Source organism: Pseudoalteromonas sp. S1727 (genome assembly GCF_005886375.1).
Taxonomy (GTDB): Bacteria; Pseudomonadota; Gammaproteobacteria; order Enterobacterales; family Alteromonadaceae; genus Pseudoalteromonas; species Pseudoalteromonas haloplanktis.
In genome coordinates this window covers 189,126-210,170 of the sequence record NZ_PNDT01000011.1, presented here as the reverse complement: position 1 = coordinate 210,170, position 21,045 = coordinate 189,126, and the positions used below count along the sequence as shown (strand labels likewise).

Here is a 21,045-nt window from a genome sequence, read left to right as displayed (position 1 = left end):
AACGTGATTATTCCAGCATTAGATGTATTACAAAATCAAATCGTGCGTTTATATCAAGGTAAATACGATACCGCACAATTTTACCCATTTGAGCTTGGCGCTCGCTTACAAGAATATGCACAGAGCGGCGCAGGTAAGTTGCACCTTGTTGATTTAGAAGGCGCACGGGATCCAAACAAAAAGCAGTGGCAACATATTCAAGCCGCAACCAAAGCACTGAACGTACCCTATCAAGTTGGCGGCGGTATTCGCAGCGAGCAAGATGTAAGTGACTGGCTAAACGCTGGTGCTAACCAAGTGGTTATTGGCTCTATGGCCGTTGAAAAACGTGACGAAGTAAAAGCTTGGATTGAAAAATTTGGCGCTAAACACTTTGTAATTGCCCTTGATGTAAATAAAACTGACAGCGGCTGGGCCCCTGCTACTCACGGTTGGTTAAGTGAGTCTGAATTTGGCTTGTTTGAGCTAGTGGATTTTTATGTTGCACTAGGTGTGATTGACTTTCTATGCACGGACATCAGTAAGGACGGCACTATGACTGGCCCTTCATTTTCCTTGTATCAAGAGCTTGCACAACATAACAGTGACATTAAAGTGCAAGCATCAGGTGGCGTAAGCTCACTTGATGATATTAAAAAGCTAAAAGAGCTTGGCGTTGGTGGAGTTATTTTAGGCAAGTCACTCCTTGATGGTGCATTTAATGTTGAGGAGGCGTTGGCATGTTATCAAAACGCATAATCCCATGTTTAGATGTAAAAGACGGCCAAGTCGTTAAAGGCGTTAAGTTTAAAGGCCACGAAATCGTTGGTGATATTTTAACCCTTGCCCAAGCTTACAGTGAAGCTGGCGCAGATGAACTGGTATTTTATGAAATTAGCGCCAGTGTGGAAAAACGCCTACTCGATGTCAATTGGGTTGAAAGCATTGCTCGCCATATTGATATTCCTTTTTGCGTTGCCGGTGGTATAAAATCTGTTGCTGATGCGGCACGCGTACTTGAACGTGGTGCCGATAAAATCAGCATCAACAGCCCTGCTATTGCACGCCCTGAACTTATCAAAGAGTTACACGATGAATTTGGTAAGCAATGTGTAGTGGTCGGCATCGATAGCTTTTATGATGAAGTCACCGGCGAATATTTAGTATACCAGCTTACTGGCGATCCTAATGCATCAAGCCGCACACGCTATAAAACGCAGGAATGGGTTAAACGCGTACAAGACTTAGGCGCAGGCGAAATCGTTCTAAATTGCATGAACCAAGACGGCGTGCGTAACGGCTACGATAACAAGCAACTATCTAAAATGCGTGCTTTATGTGACATTCCGCTGATTGCCTCAGGCGGTGCGGGCACCATGCAGGATTTTGTTGATGTATTTCAGCAAAGCCAAGTCGACGGTGCACTCGCAGCCAGTGTATTTCACAAAAATGTGATCAATATCGGCGAATTAAAACAGTATTTAACAGATAACCAAGTGGCGGCGCGACTATGCAACTAACTAAAGAAAACCTCACTCAAGTCAACTTCGCTAAAAGCGAACTGATCCCAGCCATTGTACAAGATGCTCGTACTGGGGTTATTTTAATGCAAGGTTTTATGAATCAAGAGTCTCTTGAGGTCACTTTTGAAAAACAAAAAGTGACATTTTATTCACGCTCAAAAAACCGTTTATGGACCAAAGGCGAAACCTCTGAAAATTACTTAGAGGTGGTGTCAGTGCATACGGATTGCGATTACGATTCAATTTTAGTGCTCGCCAACCCACTGGGCCCTACTTGTCACTTAGGCACACAAAGCTGTTTTGGTGATGATGCTAAACCAAGCTTAAGCTTTTTAGCCCAGCTTGAGCAAGTAATTGTCGAGCGTAAAAACGATGACCCTGAAAAAAGCTACACTGCATCACTTTTTGCTAAAGACTTAAGCCGCAGCTGCCAAAAAGTCGGTGAAGAAGGCGTTGAGGTTGCTCTTGCTGCCATGAAGCATGACAACGAAGAGCTAACCAACGAATCTGCTGATTTGTTATATCACTTAATTGTGTTGCTACAACGCCAAGGCCTTGAGCTGAAAGACGTTGTTGCATGTTTGCAAGGACGCCATAAGTAATTATCTACACGCGCTGAGCTTGGCTCAGCGCATTGTATAAAAGACTTTTTATAAATAAGTAAGTCGGTATGGCTACCCTATGAGTCGAAGATTGGCTTAAGGCATTTGTTGCTCTACTCTCATTCCCTTCTCTTTGTGCAAACGATCTTTACATAGATTACTCACAAACAGGCCAATAGGCGATTCGCTTTAGAAGCACACATAAAGGCGAATTAAAAAAATATCTACTTCTCTTTAAACCTTTTCAACCGCTGTGTGCGACTAAACTAAAAACACGACATAAAAGAAAGGGAATAATAATGATCAACACATTCACTCGACTTACTTTGATCGGCGCAGCGTTACTATCAGCTCAAACATTAGCGTGGAATGACGATATGACGTTACAAAACACAAAACAGCTGACACTTGATGCCACATCAACCTCAGAATTAAACGTAGAAGCCGGAGCTGGTTTTTTAAATATTGTTGGCAGTGATACCGATTCCATCACCGTTAAAGCTGAAATTTATCAACATCAAGCACATAATAATTATTGCCTTAATTTAGCTAAGAAAAACACTGCAGCGACACTCACCGCTGATAATTGTAATAATAACGAGCAACAAACACGCATTGATTTGACGGTATCATTACCGAAAACAATGACGCTTAATATTACCGATGGCTCTGGCGCAATTTCAATTGACACTACCTCAGCAACAAAAATACATGATGGCTCAGGTGAAATACACGTCCGTAATATTGCAGGCACCCTTGATATACATGACGGTTCAGGCTCGATTGAAGCCCGAAACATTACCGGTAATGTAGACATTCAAGACGGCTCAGGCAGTATTTACCTTGTAAACTCTCAGCAGAACGTGAAAATTAGCGATGGCTCTGGCAATATTACAGTAAAAAATACTCAGGGGAATGTGACTATTAGTGATGGTTCTGGTGGTATTAATGTTGATAAAGCTGCAAGCTTCACTCTGTTGTCTGATGGTTCTGGTTCGGTTGCAATAAACAATGTGCCTAAGCAAAACTTATAATTTATAGCGTTATTTTTTAGTCTTTAATGGCATTTTTTCAAGCCCTTAGGTATCCTTTAGGGAACTTCGAAGGATTAGCTATTACAAAAGGATAGCGCACTATGAAAAAGTCTTTAACGGTATTATTTACTGGTATTATTTTAGCGGGTTGTACATCTTTATCTCCAGAGCAACAAGCGCAAATTGATAACCTCACCCCTTGTGAAAAAATCAATGGTTTATTAGGTTCTTACGATAAACGCTTTGAAGGTCTAAAACGTACCCGTGTAAACACTAAGTATATGGAAACCTGGACTGCTAAATATAATTTAGTGGGCGATCAATGTCAGATCACCGCATTAGATGCCAATACAGTGACTTATCGTTGCCAAGAAGAATATAAAGAGCAGTCTCAAGCTGTGGCAATTCATCAAAAAGCCGTTGATTTCACGCGTGAATGTTTAGCTGCGAATAACTGGCATGAGCAACAAAAAGAATCGGCTGAGTCATTACGTACTACCTTTGTACTTGATGAATCAACGCCTGTGATCTCAATTCATACAGGTAAAACGTTATCGCGTTCAACGCCGTGGTCAACGTCATTAGAAATTGGCAAGCCTGTCGCAGGAAAATAGCTACATTCATCCTTAAAGTCACACTACTTAACAACAAAAGGCCAACATAATTGTTGGCCTTTTGCTTGCACTAAATCAGTCATGAAAGTCTGCTGTTTAGAGCAACTTGATCTGGGTTGCAGGTTTGGGGGCTGATAGCTTAATTACGTGTCCTGCACGCATTAAAGTGAATTCTATCGGCGTGCCGGCTTTAAGCCCTTTAATGTAGCTGGTGATAAGCTCAATATTAGTTTTTTCTCCAGTGATCACATGCGGCCCTACCGCTAAAATCACATCACCACCAAGCGTTAAAGGTTGACCTTGAATAACAGCCTGTACTAAACCGCCTTTTAAACCCACTTGATCCGCAAAACTTTGCTTAGATACTCGCTCAATTAATAAACCTGAACGCTGTGGAATATTTAACGCTGCAGTAATACCACTGGGTAGCGTTGTATAGTGAGTACCAAACCAAATAGTCGGCCGCTCTATCAGCATTTGTTTAACAAGGTTACTACTGGCTGCAAAACCTAAGCCTTCATTACCGCCTGATTGTGTTTGAATATAACTGACTACACCAATCAATTGCCCTTTTTGGTTGAACATAGGGCCGCCTGAATTGCCCTGATTAATGGCTGCATCGGTTTGTAAGAACTCTAGTTTCAGATCCTCATCACTATGCGGGTGAATACGCCGACCACTTAAATGCCCGACCGTTAAGGTATGGCTCAAACCATAAGGAGTACCAATAATAAAGACTTCCTCGCCAATGCTTGTTTTATCTGAGTCCGCTATTTTAATGGCTTTAAAATCAGCCTCTTTGCTGATCAATTTAATAAGCGCAATATCAGCAGGTGCATAACTGGCCAGTACTTTCGCTTTAAAGTGACCACGGTTTGGTACATCTACCGTTAACTCATCCGCATCATTTACTACATGTGCTGCGGTTAAAATAAGCCCTTCATCATTAATAATGGAGCCTGTGCCTAAACTACTTGAGGTGGTTTTTACTGCGCGATCATTTTCAATTCGCTGTAAGTCGGTATCGGCATAAATAACCACCACTGATTGGTCGAGTTTTTCATACAAACTGCTATAATCTTTTGCGTTTGCCAAGCTAGTTACTAAGCTCAAGCAGACTATAAAGAATAATTTCATTACCTAATCCTTTTATAAATAGTAATGCTAGTAAACCTCAGACTCTTTAAAAAGTACAGCGAACAGTCCCATTATGGCAACAAAGAAAATTAAAAAACCAACATCTGCATATAAAACCGACTGCATTGGGCAATGCGATCGTCGTAAAGGTATTTGCGAAGGATGTGGCCGAACCAGTGAAGAAATTTTTGATTGGATTATTTTATCGGATAGCGAAAAACAAGCGATCTTAGCAACACCTAGAAAAGGCTAAAGGTTGTGACTCATATTCTAAAGCGACACTGACTCCTCTTGCTAATTTTTATTATTACCTTAATAACTGGGATTTCTATTTACCCAAGCCTAGTTAAGCCAACAAAAACAGTACTCACAACTTTCAGCCGATGAATTTGCCAATGCACAGACCATGATAGAGAAATGGAAAAGCATCATAAATAAAAACGGTACCCTTTATCCTGCTGATTAATAATTGAGATAATTAATTTATAAAAGAAAAAGGGCGCTACTCTGAGCACCCTATTACTTTGTACTCGCTACTTATTTTACGATTTTCATTTCGTCTAATAGGTTTTGTGCGTTATCTACTTTATCCATCACCCATAACATATAGCGTGAGTCAACGTGGATTGAGCGATTTAATGCAGGGTTATAATCCCAATCACCAATAATACTTTCATACACGCCATCAAACAGTAAACCTACCAGCTCAGCCTTACCATTAAGGGTCGGCGAACCTGAGTTACCACCAGTGGTGTCAACATTTGATAAGAAATTAACCGGTACAGTATTCATACCGCCCGTGTAATCGCCATATAACTTAGCTTTGATCTGTTTTTGCAGATTTTCAGGCGCATTAAATGGATCAACATTGGTATTTTTAGCAAGTAAGCCTTCAAGTGTTGTGAATGGAGTTGCGACTAGGCCATCTTGTGGTGAATAACCGCCAACAGTGCCATACGTTACTCGTAGTGTACTGTTAGCATCGGCATACACAGGTTTATTTTGTGCTTCATTAAACGCTATGATGGCGCTCATGAGCTGCGGACGCGCCGCTTGTAATTTACCTGCAAGTGCTTTGTCTTTGTCTTCCTCAGCTTTCATTACTGCAAAAATTGCTTTTGCGTATTGAATGAATGGGTCTTGATTTTGCTCAAGTTCCGAAAATGCTTGCTGAGATAATGTGATGCGAACCGCTTCATCATTAAGTGTTGAATTTGCATACATTTTATCTAGCAATGCGCTGTGCTTCGCGTTATCAAAGCCATTTTCTAGCTTAAAGACTTTATCAACTTCTGCAAAGCGCTCTTGCTTTGGCAAGGCTGCGTATAGCTCTAAAAAATGCAGTAAAATTGCTTTATCAACATTTGTATCAAACCGACGTGTCATACGTTTTAAACCGGCTTCAATGCGCGGTAAATCACGCTCTTGATAACCTGATTCACGCTCGCTATCCGGTTTTTGTTGCTCATAGGCAAGGCGATACAAACTGATGGCAGTGCTGATCATTTGTGAGCGGTGCACATAACCTAGCATACGGTCACGTTGGTTATGCTGCTGCGATTGAGCCACCAGCGTTGATAAGTCATTTAACACTGTGCCATATTGCTTTTTACGCTTACGGTCGCTGTTTATCCAAGTTGTTAAGTCTTGTTCAAACTGTTTTTTACGCTCATACATAGTGCCTTTATTAAAGCTTTCTATCATTGAACCGTAGTTTTTAATGTAGTTATTGTAGCCCGCTATCGTGCTTTCATAAGCAATGCGCGCTTTGCTACCGTCTTCTGAGTTTTCTTCAATCAAAGACACATACTTCGAATTATGCTCACGCGATTTTGGATAAGCTTCGTTAAATACATAATCAACTTCAGCGGCAATACGGTAACGGTTAGTTCGCCCTGGGTAACCTGTCACCATTACAAAGTCGCCCTCTTGCACGCCTTTAGCGCTTACACTGAGGTATGAATCAGGTACGTAAGGGACATTATCTTCACTAAATTCAGCCGGTTTGCCATCTTTACCTACGTACGCACGATAGAAAGAAAAATCACCCGTGTGACGCGGCCACATCCAGTTATCTATATCACCGCCGTATTTACCTACGCCCATCGCCGGTGCGTACGCTAAACGTACATCTTTAATTTCCAGAGATTTAATTAAATAAAACTCTAAGCCACCGTGAAATGAGTACACATTACAACGGTAGTTTTTATCTGCTTCACACTCGGCGACTAGCGCTTTTTCATTTTTATCTAGGGCATCGTAACGTGCTTTAGCACTGAGCTTTTCAGTCCCTTTGATCACTTTGTCAGTTACATCAGTAACAGTTTCTGTCACGTATACGCGAGAGCCTGGTGCCGCAGGTAAATCTTCAGCAGGTGTTTTTGCCAAGAAACCATTTTCTAATATATTGTTCTCAGGTGTAGAGTTGTACTGAATCGAGCCATATGCGCAATGATGATTGGTAACGACTAACCCTTTAGGCGATACAAATGAGGCTGTGCAACCACCGAGGCTTATTACAGCATTCATTGGAAATTCGGTTAATTTAGAGATAGATTTAGCATCAATTTCCAGCCCTTTAGCTTTAAGAATCGATTCAAGATCTGGCAATTGATGAGGTTGCCACATCCCTTCATCAGCAAAAGAAGTACCAGAGACTGCAATAGCAAGCATTGCGATAAGAGGTTTTAAACGCATTTTTAGTCCTTTTTGTTATTTAAACGGCAGGTTACGCGTGAACACTTATTTGGGTCAATATTTCTGCGACTAAACTGCACTATTATAATGTAACAAAATATACACTGCGTTATCTTAAGCCCTATTGTGCTAATAGTTTGACAATCCACGCAACTAAAACGACATAACACTGCAATCAAATTGTCATTCAGAGTCGCTAAGGTTTAACTACTCTTTAGTAATTCGGCCTAACCATGCCTACTATTCTTGTAATCAATTTAGCTCACTCTCCTGAGCGGTTAACAACCAGCCAGCAACAATTAGCCAAATATGGGCTGAGTTTTGAGCGAATAGATGCTATTGATGGAGCGATACTGACACCAGCGCAGCTAAATCGTCACTACAGCGCTGTACTTAATAAGCAGAACTACCACTACTCATTGAGCGTAGGACAGATTGGCTGTTACCTAAGCCACCGTAAAGCATGGCAAACAATAGTTGAAAGGCAGCTTGATTACGCGATTGTGCTCGAAGATGACTTTATCTTAGACACTGATCTCAATAATACTATCAAAAACATTGAACAACTCCCCTTTGATTGGCAGATGATAAAACTCTCTGCTTATCAAAACCGGACTCGCCCTATTGCCTACCAAGTGCCTTTACAGCATGAACAGCAGCTAGTCATACATAAAAAATTGATGACAGGCTGTTGTGCAACAGCTATTAGTTATCAAGGTGCCAAACAATTATTAGCGGCGACAGATACATTTGGCCGTCCTGTGGATTGTGATTTACAACATATCTGGGAAACACAGGTAGCTGGCTATTCGTTACTGCCCTATCCCTTTGCTCAAAATTGTGAGCAAGTCAGCGATATAAAATCGCGCAGTGCAGTGCGTGTTAAAAAATCATTTTTAACACGAAAAGGTCAGCAACTATCGAGTGCCGTGAAAAATAAATTTGCCACTGCAGACTTCGTTAAACACACCAAACGTGCCTTAAGTAACAGTGATTATAAAAAAGGAGCCGCAGCTCCTTTTATCAATAACGTTTTAAAACAATAACGCAGTTATTTTTTAGCTAAATTTGGGTGCTCGACACCCATCCACGCTTTAAATAACGCCATTTGCTCTGTGGTTGCCCCTTTACGAGCAACCAGCTTTTTGTCTTTATCAAAGTCTTCATTGAGCTCGAGTGTCGTCGTTTGCAGCGCATCGCGACGAATAAAATCAATGGTCACTTTATCGCCTGCTTTGAAGGTCTCTAAGCTTGCTGTTAAATCTTTGCCTACATGCTTTTTATTAATAGCGACAATTTTATCATCAGTAGTTAAGCCCGCCTGCCATGCAGCGCCATCACGACGTACATGCGTTAAGGTGAGTAACTCACCGCTATTTTTTGCTACAGCATCAATACAAGCAACCGCTTTAGCGCCTTTAGGACGTACTAACTCTAAACCCACTTTTGCAAACAAAGCATCAAAATCGATAGCAGCAGGTGCATCAACATTGTCTGCCCACCAGTTGCTGTAATCGCGACCAGTTAACTCTTTTAAGATAGCTTTAACATCATTGACACTAAAGCCATGAGGCATTTTATATTGACTATACAATGCACGGTGAACATCGCGGTAACTCTGTTTGCCTTTACTTTTATCAAGTAGATCAATATCAAGCGCCATCGAGATCAACGCACCCTCTGAGTATATATTAGTACTGTAGTTGCGCGCATGGTCGCCGCCTTGGTTGATCCATTTGTCAAAGCTGGTTTCTGTAGCGCTTTGCACTTCTCGCCCTGGAGTCGCAAGGTGGCGGTTAACCGTTTTTGTTAAGGTATTAAGAAATTCATCAGTGGTTGATATACCTGCGCGTACCATTAAGTGATCTTCAAAATAACTGGTTGAGCCTTCAGCAATCCAAAGTAACTTATCAAAGTTCATATGTGTGTAGTCGTAAGGCACTAGACCTTCTGGTCTATAGGCTTTTACATTCCAGGTATGAATAAATTCATGAGCTGCCGTGCTAATAAACGCAAGGTAATCTTCACGTGAACCAAAACGATCACGTGGACGCTGAATAATGGTTGAATTGATATGCTCTGTTGCGCCACCTGCACCCGATGTAGCGTGCACCATAAAGACGTAACGCTCATACGGGTAATCATCCCAGATCACACTACCTGTAGTAACTAGTTTCTTTAAATCATTAAGCATTAAATCAACATCGTAGTTACCTTCGCCCCAAATTACCAGTTCATAATCTCGGCCATCAACCTTGAATTTATGTAACTCATTAATACCGGTTTCGATCGGTGAATCAACTAATACGTCGTAATTGGCGGCTTTAAAACTATGCTTAGAACCGGCATTGTCCATTCCCGATACTGAACGCCATGCTTTAGGCACATCAAGCTTGACAGTAACGGGTTCTTGGCGGAATGATTCACTGAACATGAAAAAGCCCGATGCATCGATAAATGCGTGACTATCATCAATATGGCGTGCACGTTTACCCAGTTCATTCGCATAAACCTGGTAATCAATATTTACTTCTGTAGGTTCGTTAAGATGAACACGCCAAGTACTAGCATCCACTTTTTCCCATTTTAATGCTTTACCATTCTCATCCTTGGCCTCAAAAAAACGTACACCATTGGCCAAGTTTAAAATTTCATAACGGCCGGTACGCCAAGCTGGTAATTTTACATCTAAATGTGCTTGCGCGGTTTGTGGAAATTCAACACTCACATTACCTAAATGATGTTCAGGTTGAGTGACAGCAAGTGAATAATTAACATCGGCCCACACCGATTGAGAAAATGCGGCTAATACCGACAAAGCTAAAAACTTTTTCATAACGGTTCTTAATTCTTATATCCAGTGTTCATAATTGTGCTTGAGCCTAACAACGATGATAGGAAATGTGAATTAAAAGCGATAAATTCACGTCCAGATAGGTTCGATGAATAAAAATCATCAACAAAAGCTAAGTTTTTGACTTAGTGACTACATTTGTGCCGTTTTTGTTGTAAACTTAGTCCAATAAAGATTAAATCAATGGCGGAATTTTTAGTGTCACAACAGCTCGAAGTTTTAAATAAAAAACTTAAACAGGCCATTGATACTCGCATGGTCCTTGAACATGCACGAAAACACCAAGTAGACACCCTAAGTAATTTTGCAGCAAAACTCTCTTTGAGTTGTAAGGGCATGGATATCGAACTGGATAACCGCTTAGCCAAATTTCGCAGTGCCCTTAGCAAAGGCGTTGACTTTGAGGCTTTCTCTCCCCTTATCGATGAGATTTTGACGCTATTAAAAAGTCAAGAAGCCCAACAAGCCGCTCATCAACGTGAACTTCATAATAGTGTCCTTGATGCTGGTAAGTTATTACAAAAAACCAAAGGGTTACCTGAAGATGCGCGCAGGACCTTGCGCCATTTACTTGATCATGAGCTCAATAACGTACAATCAACGCGTGACTTTACCCCGCTGCTAAATCGTTTAGTGGCTATTTATCACCAAGCACTGCATGCCAAACTCACTTTATCTGATAGCCAGCAAACAGCCGCGCAGCCTTCATTAGCAAAAGAGTTATTAAATTTAGCGAACGATTTAGTTTTTGAAGATGAAGCAGCAGATCAAGTAAAAACAATTAAGAATAATATTTCTGAAACCGATTCTGTCGATGATTTGTTACGTGCAGCAATTGAAATAATCAAAATTATTGCTGGGAATATTAGTAAAGAGCGTCAATCAGCCCAAAGTTTTTTAGTTTCATTAAATCAAACTCTTGAAGAATTGCATCACTCAATCGTCTCTACGAGCAAACATTCTGAAGCGATGGGGGCTGAATTTGATGCGCTTAATAAACGCATCGAAGGTAAAATTAATAATCTAACAACGCAAACACAAAATGCCACATCAATTTCAGCATTAAAAGCACTCGTGGATAACGAATTAAAATCACTTAGCCAAGATTTAATCGAAAAAGAACGTCTTGAACAACAGGACCGAGAAATGTTACTTGGCAGTTTTCAAGAAATAAATCAACGCATTGGTAATCTTGAAACTAAGTTATCAAAATATAAAAAACGTTTGCATGAACAACGCTTTAAAAGTTTACTTGATAGCTTAACGAAATTACCTAACCGAGCTGCGTTTGATGAGCGATTTAACCATGAATTTCATTTATTTGCGGTGCAAGAGTCCGATGTCACACTAGTGGTGATTGATGTCGATCACTTTAAATCTATTAATGATAAATACGGCCATAGTGCCGGTGATAAAACACTGCAAGTGATTGCCAAAGCATTGCAGATGTCTATTCGTAAATCTGACTTTATTGCGCGTTACGGCGGTGAAGAATTCGTGTTATTAATGCCAGGTATGTCTTTAGAGTATGCCAGTCAACCTCTTGAAAAAATTAGAAAAGCGGTTAAGGGAATTCCGTTTAAGTTTAAAGATAAACAAGTAGAGATCACAATTTCAATCGGTGCTACTCAATTTAAGAAAGGCGATACACCTTTGAGTGCATTTGATCGTGCTGATGATGCTCTTTACAAAGCCAAAAAAACCGGTCGTGATCGTTTATGTATCAATAAATAATCACGACTCCCCCACTGCTTTCAAAAGCAAGGAGAATGCCTATGTTAATACAGTTAAACCCGACAGGTGTGTTAGATTTACTGTCGCAACTTGAAGTAGATTTATTAGAGCAATCATCCACCAGCGAGCGTTATAAGTTATTTAGAAATTGTGCTTTAGCTGTTCTCAATGTGGGTAGCCACACTGATTCAAGCTCAGAGATTTATGACAAATATGAAGATTTTGATATTCGTTTACTTAGCCGTGAACGCGGCATTAAAATTGAGCTACTCAATCCGCCAACAACGGCGTTTGTTGATGGTGAAATAATTACCGGTATTCACGAGCATATTTTCTCTGTAATTCGTGACATTTTATTTATCTGTCAAAAGTATGAAAAAGATTTAAGCGAACAAAAAGCCATTACCCATATGGTGTTTGACATGCTGCGCAATGCAGCGGCCCTGCGCGTTAATAGCGACCCAAGTATGATTGTTTGTTGGGGCGGCCATTCAATCAATGAAGTAGAATACAAATACACCAAACAAGTTGGTTACGAATTAGGCTTACGTGGCTTAAACATTTGTACTGGCTGTGGCCCAGGTGCAATGAAGGGCCCGATGAAAGGTGCTACAATTGGTCATGCGAAGCAACGAAACACCAACAACCGCTACTTAGGTTTAACAGAGCCGAGTATTATTGCCGCTGAACCACCCAATCCAATCGTTAATGAGCTGGTTATTCTGCCTGATATCGAAAAACGCCTTGAAGCCTTTGTACGTACTGCGCACGCTATTATAATTTTCCCAGGTGGCGCAGGGACAGCTGAAGAATTATTATATTTATTAGGTATATTACTTCACCCTGACAACGCTAAACAGTCATTGCCCGTTATTTTAACTGGGCCTAAAGAGAGTGAGAATTATTTTACTGAGCTATGCCAATTTATTGAAATGACGCTCGGCAAAGAAGCCCTTGATAAATTTGAAGTGATCATTGATAACCCTGAGTTAGTCGGTATCAAGCTCAAATCTGCAATGGCAAATGTTCGTGATTATCGTAAGAGCCAAGGGGATGCTTATTATTTTAACTGGACATTGAAAATAGATAATGAATTTCAAAAACCGTTTGCGCCTACCCATAACAATATGGCCAGCCTTGATTTGCATTTAAACCAAGAAAAGCAATTACTTGCCGCTAACTTACGGCGTGCATTTTCAGGGATTGTGGCCGGCAATGTAAAAGACGAAGGTATCCAAGCGATTAAACAGCACGGTCGCTTTGTAATTAGTGGCGAGCCGGCGCTAATGAAAGCAATGGACAGGCTACTACAAGCATTTGTTGAGCAAGGTAGAATGAAACTTCCAGGTAGTAAATATGTACCATGTTATGAAGTTAAGGCATAAGGGTAAATATAGTTGTGTCAGGTCAGTTACTTTTAATAGATGCGCTTAATTTAATTAGGCGCATCTATGCAGTAGATAGTAATCAAAATAAAGGCAGTGATGAGCAAATGATCATTACCTGCTGCGCGCGGGTTGCTCATGCCTGTGAAAAGCTTATTAAGATCACCCAAGCCAGCCATGCAATCGCTGTATTCGATGGCGATAAAAGCTGGCGTTATCATTATTACCAACATTATAAAAGTAGCCGTGCACCGATGCCAGCAACACTACAAAACGCTTTAGATAAGTTTAAACATGCGATTGAACAAACTGGTATGGTGGTGTTTACCCCGCTAAATGATGAAGCCGATGATATCATTGCCACCTTGGCCCATAAAATGGCTGACAATCAATTGTGCAGCACGATTGTTTCTACCGATAAAGGTTTTTTACCAAGCTTAAATAACTACATCAATGTGTATGACTATTTTAAAAAAGAGTATTTAGATCACGCTGCAATCGAAAAACGATTTGGTGTTCAACAGTCAAGATTAATTGATTTTTGGGCTATGGCCGGCGATAAAACCAATGACATTCCCGGCGTTAAAGGGATAGGCAGTAAAACAGCCATTGAAATTATCAGCAAGCATGCAGATATTGCCCAAGCCACTGAAGATGAGACGCTATCTCCCGCTGTGCGTAAAAAATTAGCAGCAGGTATGACAGACTATATTACCTCTAAACATTTGGTGGCTTTACGTACAGATATTAATTTAGGCTTTAGTTTAAAGCAGTTAAGGCTCAATTAATCGCATTCTCGTAGCACTGAATTTGAACTATGCGTATACTCGGTTTAAGTCTCAGTGTAAGAGTGTAAAATGTTTAAGAAAGTTTTTCGCTATCTCATATTAGGTTTAGGTGTATATGCCTTGATCGCAACTTTGGTCATCACTTTTTATAAAGATGATCCACAGGCAATGATCTGGCAGGACCGAGAAGCATTCAATAAACGTTATATCGCTAAGTTAAGTGTAGAAACACCTACGACCTTAAACACTGTGTTAGAGTATTTAGGCAGTCCAGATCTAACTTTTGCTAAACGTGATAACGAACAAGTATGGCAAATTATTTTTTACCGTACACAACATGTCAAATCGGATGGGATCACCACAATGGACGAATGCACAGGTTTACTGTTTAAAAATGGTGAATTAATTTTATGGGGACCCAGTGCATTTGACGTATACGAGCAACACGGGTAATTGATTAACTATGGATAATCCCTGCGCACAGGATCTTGCAAGCCTTTTTGACAAAACTCATCAAGTGTTACGGTTTTATCATAACAAAAATCAATGGCCGCAAATTTATCCGCTTTTGTGCCAACTGGCTGAGCAGTATTATACGCTCTACCAAACACATCCAAATGCGATGCAAGCACAACTTTGCCTTTATGTTGACAGCCATGGTTACACAACGAATTTAGTCGTCAATCAATGTGTTATTATTTGTGCATTGTGTCACTCTTTAAGCTACGACAGTAAAATCACCCAGCTTCTTATTTGTGTGTGTTTAACCAATTATTTATGCGTGCAAACTCAAACCAATAAATTAGCACTGCGCCAGCCTCTCAACTTACAAGAAAAAAAACAGTGGCAATCGCGCCATCAGCTCGCAGTTAAATTACTACAGGCGGCAAATATACCAACAGCGCATATTGCAGGTATTTTATCGCGCTTGAATAAATATAAACAGGCACTGTTAAGTACGCCAAAAATCATGCTCTACGATGGACCAACGACCTTAGTGGCATTAGCAAATGTAATAGCTATGAACATTACGTATCGTACGCAAAACGACCACGTTGATATATACAAAGCAATTGCTGATATTTACATTCGTACCCCTAACTTGTTTGCACAACACGCATTAAAAGCATTAATTGCTCACATTGGTCCTTACTTACCAGGTGCTTTAATACAGTATCATGATCAGCAGTTGACTTATGTTGGAAAAGACTCTCGCCAACGTCATGTATTAATTGCATTAAGTGAGCAGCAAAAAGCGAAATGGTACAGTGTTAAAGCAAGATTAGAGTCAAACTCAAAGCAACGACCCAGTATCGATAAACGGTTATTATTTAGTGTATGGTTTACGGACCATATCGCATCGCCTGTCAAAGTTATTGATGCTGAAAAACAACAGTTATTACTGTTGATAAGCCAAGTTAAAATACAGAAAGAGTATTCATACAGTGCACTTGCTAAACTCCTGTCTCACCGCCATACAACGATTGAATTACTACGTGAAGCAGTCAGGCCATATAATAAAGAACATTTAGCAGGGAAAGACCTACGTCACTGTTTATCAATGGTTGGTTTATATAATGCCCCCGCTATCATTCAACAGGTGCTATTTGAACAACTTGTGAGTCATCAAGCCCATCCATTGATGCAACATGTACAACTACGCTTACAGGCGATTATACGCTTGCTAGATCTACTTGTTAGTCATGATAAGCATAGTCAGTTTGAACTACTCGCATTACCCATTTACGGCTATGTAAGTTACTTAATCGAGCATTGCAGTACTACAATAAGCCGTAAAGTATTGTATGAAAAACAGCTAAAAAGTGATGTAAGTATGCCATTTTCTTGGTTATTTGGCGTGACAATTGATGATAGTGAACATTTAACAGCTTATCTACTTGAACTGCTAGGCGACAACCCATGGACCCAAGCCCTATTGGATGCAGAGCAACAGCAAAAGCAACTTTTATCTACACAAGCGCAACTATGGGTTGCAATAAAATTGGTGGTAATCAAGGTATTTCAACCAAATGCTCAGCAAAGTCGTTGGCAAACAGATACTTTTGAACAGGTACTTAAACGACTCGATTGGCAATCCAGTAAACAATTTTACAGTCAACTACCCAGTTTAGGTTTGTGTAGTAGTGTATGAATACTTATTAGACATTGTGACTAATTAGGAGCGTTTTCACGGGTTTTACTGGCAAAAAGTTGAATAAATTGCTATAAAAGCCGCTTACATTTTCAAACTCATTCACGTAAATAATCTAACAAGCTATCGCAGTTTAACAATGCGACATATTTACGTGCTTCTCTAACTCGTAATAGGAAAAGTTCATGGCCAAACAAACCATCACAGTGATCAAAGGCGACGGCATCGGTCCAAGTATTATTGATTCAGCTCTTGAGATCTTAACAGCCGCAGGGTGCGATTTTGATTATGAATTCGTTGATGCAGGTCTTGCAGCCTTAGAAAAGACCGGTGAATTATTACCGCAAGAAACGATCGATACGATTGCACGTAATAAAATTACCCTTAAAGGTCCGCTAACAACGCCAGTGGGTGAAGGGTTTACTTCAATTAATGTAACTTTACGTAAGCAATTTGGTCTATATGCCAATGTTCGCCCTGTAAAATCTTTTGTCGGCACTAAAGCGCGTTATGAAGATATCGATATCATCACTGTACGTGAAAACACCCAAGGCATGTACTCAGGCTTAGGCCAAGTAACCTCTGAAGATGGTAACGAAGCACAAGCTATGTCGATGATCACCCGTGAAGGTGCTGAAAAAATCGTTACTTTTGCATACGAGCTTGCAGTTCGTGAAGGCCGTAAAAAAGTAACAGCCGTACATAAAGCGAACATTTTAAAATCAACGTCAGGTTTATTTTTAAAGGTCGCCCGTGAAGTGGCTGAGCGTTACCCTGAAATTGAATCAACAGAAATGATCGTTGATGCAACGTGTATGAAGCTTGTTATGAGCCCTGAAGAGTTTGATGTCATTGTAACGACCAACCTGTTTGGTGATATTTTATCAGATTTATGTGCAGGTTTAGTCGGTGGCTTAGGTATGGCGCCAGGTGCTAATATTGGTGAAACTGCAGCAATCTTTGAAGCCGTTCACGGTAGTGCACCTGATATTGCAGGTAAAAACTTAGCAAACCCAACATCTGTAATTTTAGCATCTATCCAAATGTTAGAGCATTTAGAAATGGGTGACACTGCAGAGCGTATCCGTAGTGCAGTAGCAGACGTTATTAAAACGGGTGACCGTACTACTCGCGATTTAGGTGGTAATCACGGCACAACTGACTTCACACAAGCTGTTATTGACCGTTTATAATTAAAACGAATAATATAACCGCTAAAAAGAAAGCCAGTGTTTACTGGCTTTTTCGTTAACGATATTACAGTTTCCTGCGTCGTAAACTGATAGGTAAAAGTACTAACATCAACCATAGTATACCGCCACCGCTGGAGCCTGCACTCGCAGTTTGTTTTTGTACTGCCACTTGCAGTTTAATCACTGGCAATGTTTGTTCAAGACCATCGGGGGAAGTGTCTGAAACTGTCAGCGTCACAGTGTAACTTCCAGGCTCGCTATACGTGTGAGAAGGGTTAGCAAGTCTACTTACAGTACTGCTATCACCAAAATCCCAAGTGTAAGTATAATTATTAAATCCCCCTTGCAGATCACTATTAAAATTAACCAATAAGCGATTTGCGTTATAATGTGCTTGAGCGGTAAATGGCACCTTTGGGGAAACGCTTGTTGCAAAAGACTGCATTTCATTATTGGCATCCGTGACAGTTACATGCAGTGTATAATCACCGCTGTGTTCATACATATAACTTATAGTTTGCCCTGTAGACGTTGAGCCATCACCAAGTTGCCATGTGTAATTATACGGTGCTTGCCCGCCTGAAATAACCACTTGTGCAGTGACAGTTCCTTGCTCTGTATTGGTATCAATACCTGTAATTGTAAGTGGCTCTGTTAGCAGCAGTGTCATCGTTTCTTGAAACTGGCGCTCTTGTTCATCTATGCGAGTAAAGCTCACTGTATAACTGCCATAATCAGCATACTGATGGTCAGGGCGTAGCTCTTCACTACTTTTTCCATCGCCAAACTGCCAGCTAAAACTATCTGTTGGTGTTAATGTCATCCCCTTAATTTCAAAGCTCACATCAAGATCATTGACCACTGCCGTGATCCCTGATTGCGCCGTATAGCCTAACAATAACTCGATTGAGCTGTTATCTACGGCTTGATCAATAATGGAGAAGTTAAAACCGAGCGGAGACAATTTAACACCAGAAGCTGGCTGCTCGATAAAGCTATAATCATTAACATCAGTAAATTTCGTGATGGCTGTTAACTCTGTATCGCCCAGCCCCTGTCGCTGTCCATAAAGACTAAATGCAGCATCACGTAATTGAATTGTGGTACTGGCGACTTCATCACTAGCCCCTTTAGTAATCGCATTTTGATCTGCATCGACAACTAATATGAAGCCCTCACCAACATGCTCTGGGGTGTTGTTATCTGAAAATTGTTCATTAGCAGACCAAAGTAGCAACCCCGGCGAATACTGTTCAGCTTGTAAGCCACTGTCAATTCCTAAATGGCTACGTAACTGCAAATAGTAATGCTGTGGTTTTGCATAAATGTGTTCACCCACACGGCTAAAACCAGTTAGTTGCACGGCAGGTACTTGCTCTGCGTTTTCTTGCCAAACGAGCTTATTCCCTTGGCTAATACTTAAATCATCAACCACAAAACCAAAGTAGTTGGTATAAACATCTGTTTTATACGTAAAGGCAAGGGTAATACTCTGTCCCGCGTAGTCCGATAAATCAAACCGATGCCGTAGGTAATTATTGGGTTGCTGTCTCCCAACGACCGAGCTTGAAGATCCACTGATGTAATGACCAAGTTGCTCATAAAAAGGATTATTCTCTTTAGTATACTGAGAAGCCATTGCTTGGCCATTAACCAGCACTTGGGCATAATCATAATGGTCTTCTATGCTGTAATACGCACTTAAATCTAAATAGGTTGGCACTTCACTCGCTGGTATATCTATTTTAAAGGCCATACTATGAGCAATATTATCGCCACTGCCGGAGTAGTATTGAAATCGGCCTTCTACCGCTTGATAAAACGATTCTAAACTCGCTGGCAAAGTGATCTTAAGTTGATTAAGTGCTGCAGAAGTGCCGCTACTATGCTGAAGTATGTGTTGTGAGTTATTTGGAACTTCATCTAGTGAAATATTAACTTGATTTAACCAATTACCTTGGTATCGATTTTGTAAGTACTCAAGCGCATACGGACTAAACATAACCGGCTGTGAACCACTTGGGAAACCTGCCCAGCTACCGCCCGACATAACAGACCAAAGCGCAACCGGTTCACCAAGTTCACTACCGGTTAAATCATATTCATCAGGCAAGCCAAGATCATGACCAAACTCATGCACAACCACGCCAATGCCTGCATCAATTGGATTAATCGTATAACCAAATAAACGAATGTCACTGTTACTAATAACAGTAGTCGAGTCCTCGGCATCGCCATACACATAATAGCGATGTGACCAGATAGCATCAGTGCCAAGAACGCCACCACCCGCTTCCTCACCAATACTTGAATGAAAAATCATCACATGGTCAATGATGCCATCAGGTTCATTGGTTATTCCATCACCATCAAGATCATCTAAGTCGGTCAAATCATAGTCAGCTAAATTAATATTAAATTGCGCAACAGCTTTTTCTACCGCTTCGTGTACTAACCGCGGTGCATCAATATCATTATTATCGCCTTGACGTGCTCCATAACTACTGGCTTTACTATCCGCCCTTACCCAGCCATAGACATTGCCTGTAAAAGCTAAGCTTTCTCCTGACGCTTGCTGGTAATATTGATACGCAGTTTGCAATGTTTGCTGTTGCGGCCCTTTATAACCTGTAGTTGAGAACAACATTTGTTGATAGTGCTCGATACTGTAGTCTTCATAATACATATCCGTGTCAGCAGCAACTAAACCATGCTCATCATGGGGTAAATCCGCAAAGTCGACTAAAATAGCGAGAACCTTTACGGTATTCTTGTGTTCATTAGGTAATTGAGCAGACACACTTGCCATGCGCTTTGCTATTGTACGTTGTTGATTTAATAACGCAGGTATATGCTGCTTCTGAAAAAGGTGGGTTCCACCTTGACCTATATAATCATTTAACAGCGACTGAGTATCAGAGTGATCATTAAGCTGTCCTCGTTTATTTAGCCAATAGAGGATCCGTTCTTTGTTGATCACACCAATGTCGGTTGGGCTACTTGATTGTGGCTTTGCGATAGTTGGCTGAGTTAATAATGCCAGCATCAAGACAAAGAACCATTGTACATTTTTCACTTTATCACCTACTTCCCACTGTATTGTTGCCATCATAGCGAACTATTCAAAAAGGTACATACTATTTTACGCTACAAGCAGTAAAACGGTTCACATATAAAAATCGCATAATTTCTTTTGTTTTTGTCATTTTAATTACAAATTAAAGCAACTTTAAAATGAAAAAACATTTATTTTGGAAATTTAATGCAAGTTTTCACATTCACAGTTGACATCGAATGACAAAAGCTTTAAAAATAAGGGTATTAAATTTAGTGAATGAGTTGTGCTTTTTATT

Annotated in this window: 17 protein-coding genes; 13 read left to right on the top strand and 4 right to left on the bottom strand. The window is 40.5% G+C overall.

Features of this window, described 5'->3' with window-relative positions; all coding sequences use genetic code 11:
* The first annotated feature begins 3 nt into the window (after positions 1-3).
* The 5 genes from CWB85_RS04345 (at position 4) to CWB85_RS04325 (ending at position 3,752) form a co-directional block, all read left to right on the top strand.
* Positions 4-738, top strand: coding sequence for a 1-(5-phosphoribosyl)-5-[(5-phosphoribosylamino)methylideneamino] imidazole-4-carboxamide isomerase (locus CWB85_RS04345; protein WP_016706654.1), 735 nt, complete (start codon positions 4-6; stop codon positions 736-738).
* Entirely contained in the window at positions 720-1,499 is a 780-nt protein-coding gene (gene hisF, locus CWB85_RS04340; protein ID WP_138554198.1) for an imidazole glycerol phosphate synthase subunit HisF, read from the top strand. The genes CWB85_RS04345 and hisF overlap by 19 nt, the downstream gene beginning before the upstream one ends.
* Complete coding sequence (hisIE, locus tag CWB85_RS04335) at positions 1,490-2,104, top strand: bifunctional phosphoribosyl-AMP cyclohydrolase/phosphoribosyl-ATP diphosphatase HisIE (protein WP_138554197.1); 615 nt, start codon at positions 1,490-1,492, stop codon at positions 2,102-2,104. Before hisF ends, hisIE begins: the two co-directional genes overlap by 10 nt.
* 299 nt (positions 2,105-2,403) lie before the next feature.
* Positions 2,404-3,138, top strand: coding sequence for a DUF4097 family beta strand repeat-containing protein (locus CWB85_RS04330; protein ID WP_138554196.1), 735 nt, complete (start codon positions 2,404-2,406; stop codon positions 3,136-3,138).
* Positions 3,139-3,239: 101 nt separating this feature from the next.
* Complete coding sequence (locus tag CWB85_RS04325) at positions 3,240-3,752, top strand: hypothetical protein (RefSeq protein ID WP_016706658.1); 513 nt, start codon at positions 3,240-3,242, stop codon at positions 3,750-3,752.
* A gap of 96 nt (positions 3,753-3,848) precedes the next feature.
* Here the strand turns inward: CWB85_RS04325 and CWB85_RS04320 are convergent, their stop codons facing one another.
* A complete protein-coding gene (locus CWB85_RS04320) occupies positions 3,849-4,889 on the bottom strand; it encodes a S1C family serine protease (RefSeq protein ID WP_016706659.1) in 1,041 nt (346 codons plus the stop codon).
* A gap of 73 nt (positions 4,890-4,962) precedes the next feature.
* On the opposite strand from CWB85_RS04320, the gene CWB85_RS04315 reads away from it, so the two are divergent.
* Entirely contained in the window at positions 4,963-5,142 is a 180-nt protein-coding gene (locus CWB85_RS04315; protein WP_016706660.1) for a DUF1289 domain-containing protein, read from the top strand.
* Between the two features lie 284 nt (positions 5,143-5,426).
* Here the strand turns inward: CWB85_RS04315 and CWB85_RS04310 are convergent, their stop codons facing one another.
* Positions 5,427-7,586, bottom strand: coding sequence for a S46 family peptidase (locus CWB85_RS04310; protein WP_016706661.1), 2,160 nt, complete (start codon positions 7,584-7,586; stop codon positions 5,427-5,429).
* A 233-nt stretch (positions 7,587-7,819) separates the two neighbouring features.
* Between CWB85_RS04310 and CWB85_RS04305 the strand changes: the two genes are divergently transcribed.
* The gene (locus CWB85_RS04305; RefSeq protein WP_138554195.1) at positions 7,820-8,632 is read left to right on the top strand and encodes a glycosyltransferase family 25 protein; all 813 of its coding nucleotides are present in this window, start codon (positions 7,820-7,822) and stop codon (positions 8,630-8,632) included.
* 5 nt (positions 8,633-8,637) lie between these two features.
* Here CWB85_RS04305 and CWB85_RS04300 read toward each other — a convergent pair whose 3' ends face one another.
* Positions 8,638-10,422, bottom strand: a complete 1,785-nt coding sequence (locus CWB85_RS04300; protein WP_138554194.1) for a M61 family metallopeptidase — start codon at positions 10,420-10,422, stop codon at positions 8,638-8,640.
* 201 nt (positions 10,423-10,623) lie between these two features.
* Here CWB85_RS04300 and CWB85_RS04295 point away from each other — a divergent pair, with 201 nt between their 5' ends.
* The 6 genes from CWB85_RS04295 to CWB85_RS04270 all read left to right on the top strand — a co-directional run bounded on the left by CWB85_RS04295 (position 10,624) and on the right by CWB85_RS04270 (position 17,692).
* Positions 10,624-12,174 (top strand): GGDEF domain-containing protein, encoded by a 1,551-nt coding sequence (locus CWB85_RS04295; protein WP_016706664.1) that lies wholly within the window; start codon positions 10,624-10,626, stop codon positions 12,172-12,174.
* A 41-nt stretch (positions 12,175-12,215) separates the two neighbouring features.
* Positions 12,216-13,559 carry a nucleotide 5'-monophosphate nucleosidase PpnN gene (gene ppnN, locus CWB85_RS04290; protein WP_016706665.1) on the top strand — a complete coding sequence of 448 codons (1,344 nt, stop codon included), beginning with the start codon at positions 12,216-12,218 and terminating at the stop codon, positions 13,557-13,559.
* A 14-nt stretch (positions 13,560-13,573) separates the two neighbouring features.
* A complete protein-coding gene (gene xni, locus CWB85_RS04285) occupies positions 13,574-14,347 on the top strand; it encodes a flap endonuclease Xni (RefSeq protein ID WP_138554193.1) in 774 nt (257 codons plus the stop codon).
* Positions 14,348-14,416: 69 nt separating this feature from the next.
* A complete protein-coding gene (locus CWB85_RS04280) occupies positions 14,417-14,800 on the top strand; it encodes a DUF3192 domain-containing protein (protein WP_016706667.1) in 384 nt (127 codons plus the stop codon).
* Positions 14,801-14,810: 10 nt separating this feature from the next.
* Positions 14,811-16,499 carry a hypothetical protein gene (locus CWB85_RS04275; RefSeq protein WP_138554192.1) on the top strand — a complete coding sequence of 563 codons (1,689 nt, stop codon included), beginning with the start codon at positions 14,811-14,813 and terminating at the stop codon, positions 16,497-16,499.
* 185 nt (positions 16,500-16,684) lie between these two features.
* Positions 16,685-17,692, top strand: a complete 1,008-nt coding sequence (locus tag CWB85_RS04270; RefSeq protein ID WP_138554191.1) for an isocitrate dehydrogenase — start codon at positions 16,685-16,687, stop codon at positions 17,690-17,692.
* Between the two features lie 64 nt (positions 17,693-17,756).
* On the opposite strand, the gene CWB85_RS04265 is transcribed toward CWB85_RS04270, so the two are convergent.
* Complete coding sequence (locus tag CWB85_RS04265; protein ID WP_138554262.1) at positions 17,757-20,801, bottom strand: immune inhibitor A domain-containing protein; 3,045 nt, start codon at positions 20,799-20,801, stop codon at positions 17,757-17,759.
* Between the last annotated feature and the right edge of the window lie 244 nt (positions 20,802-21,045).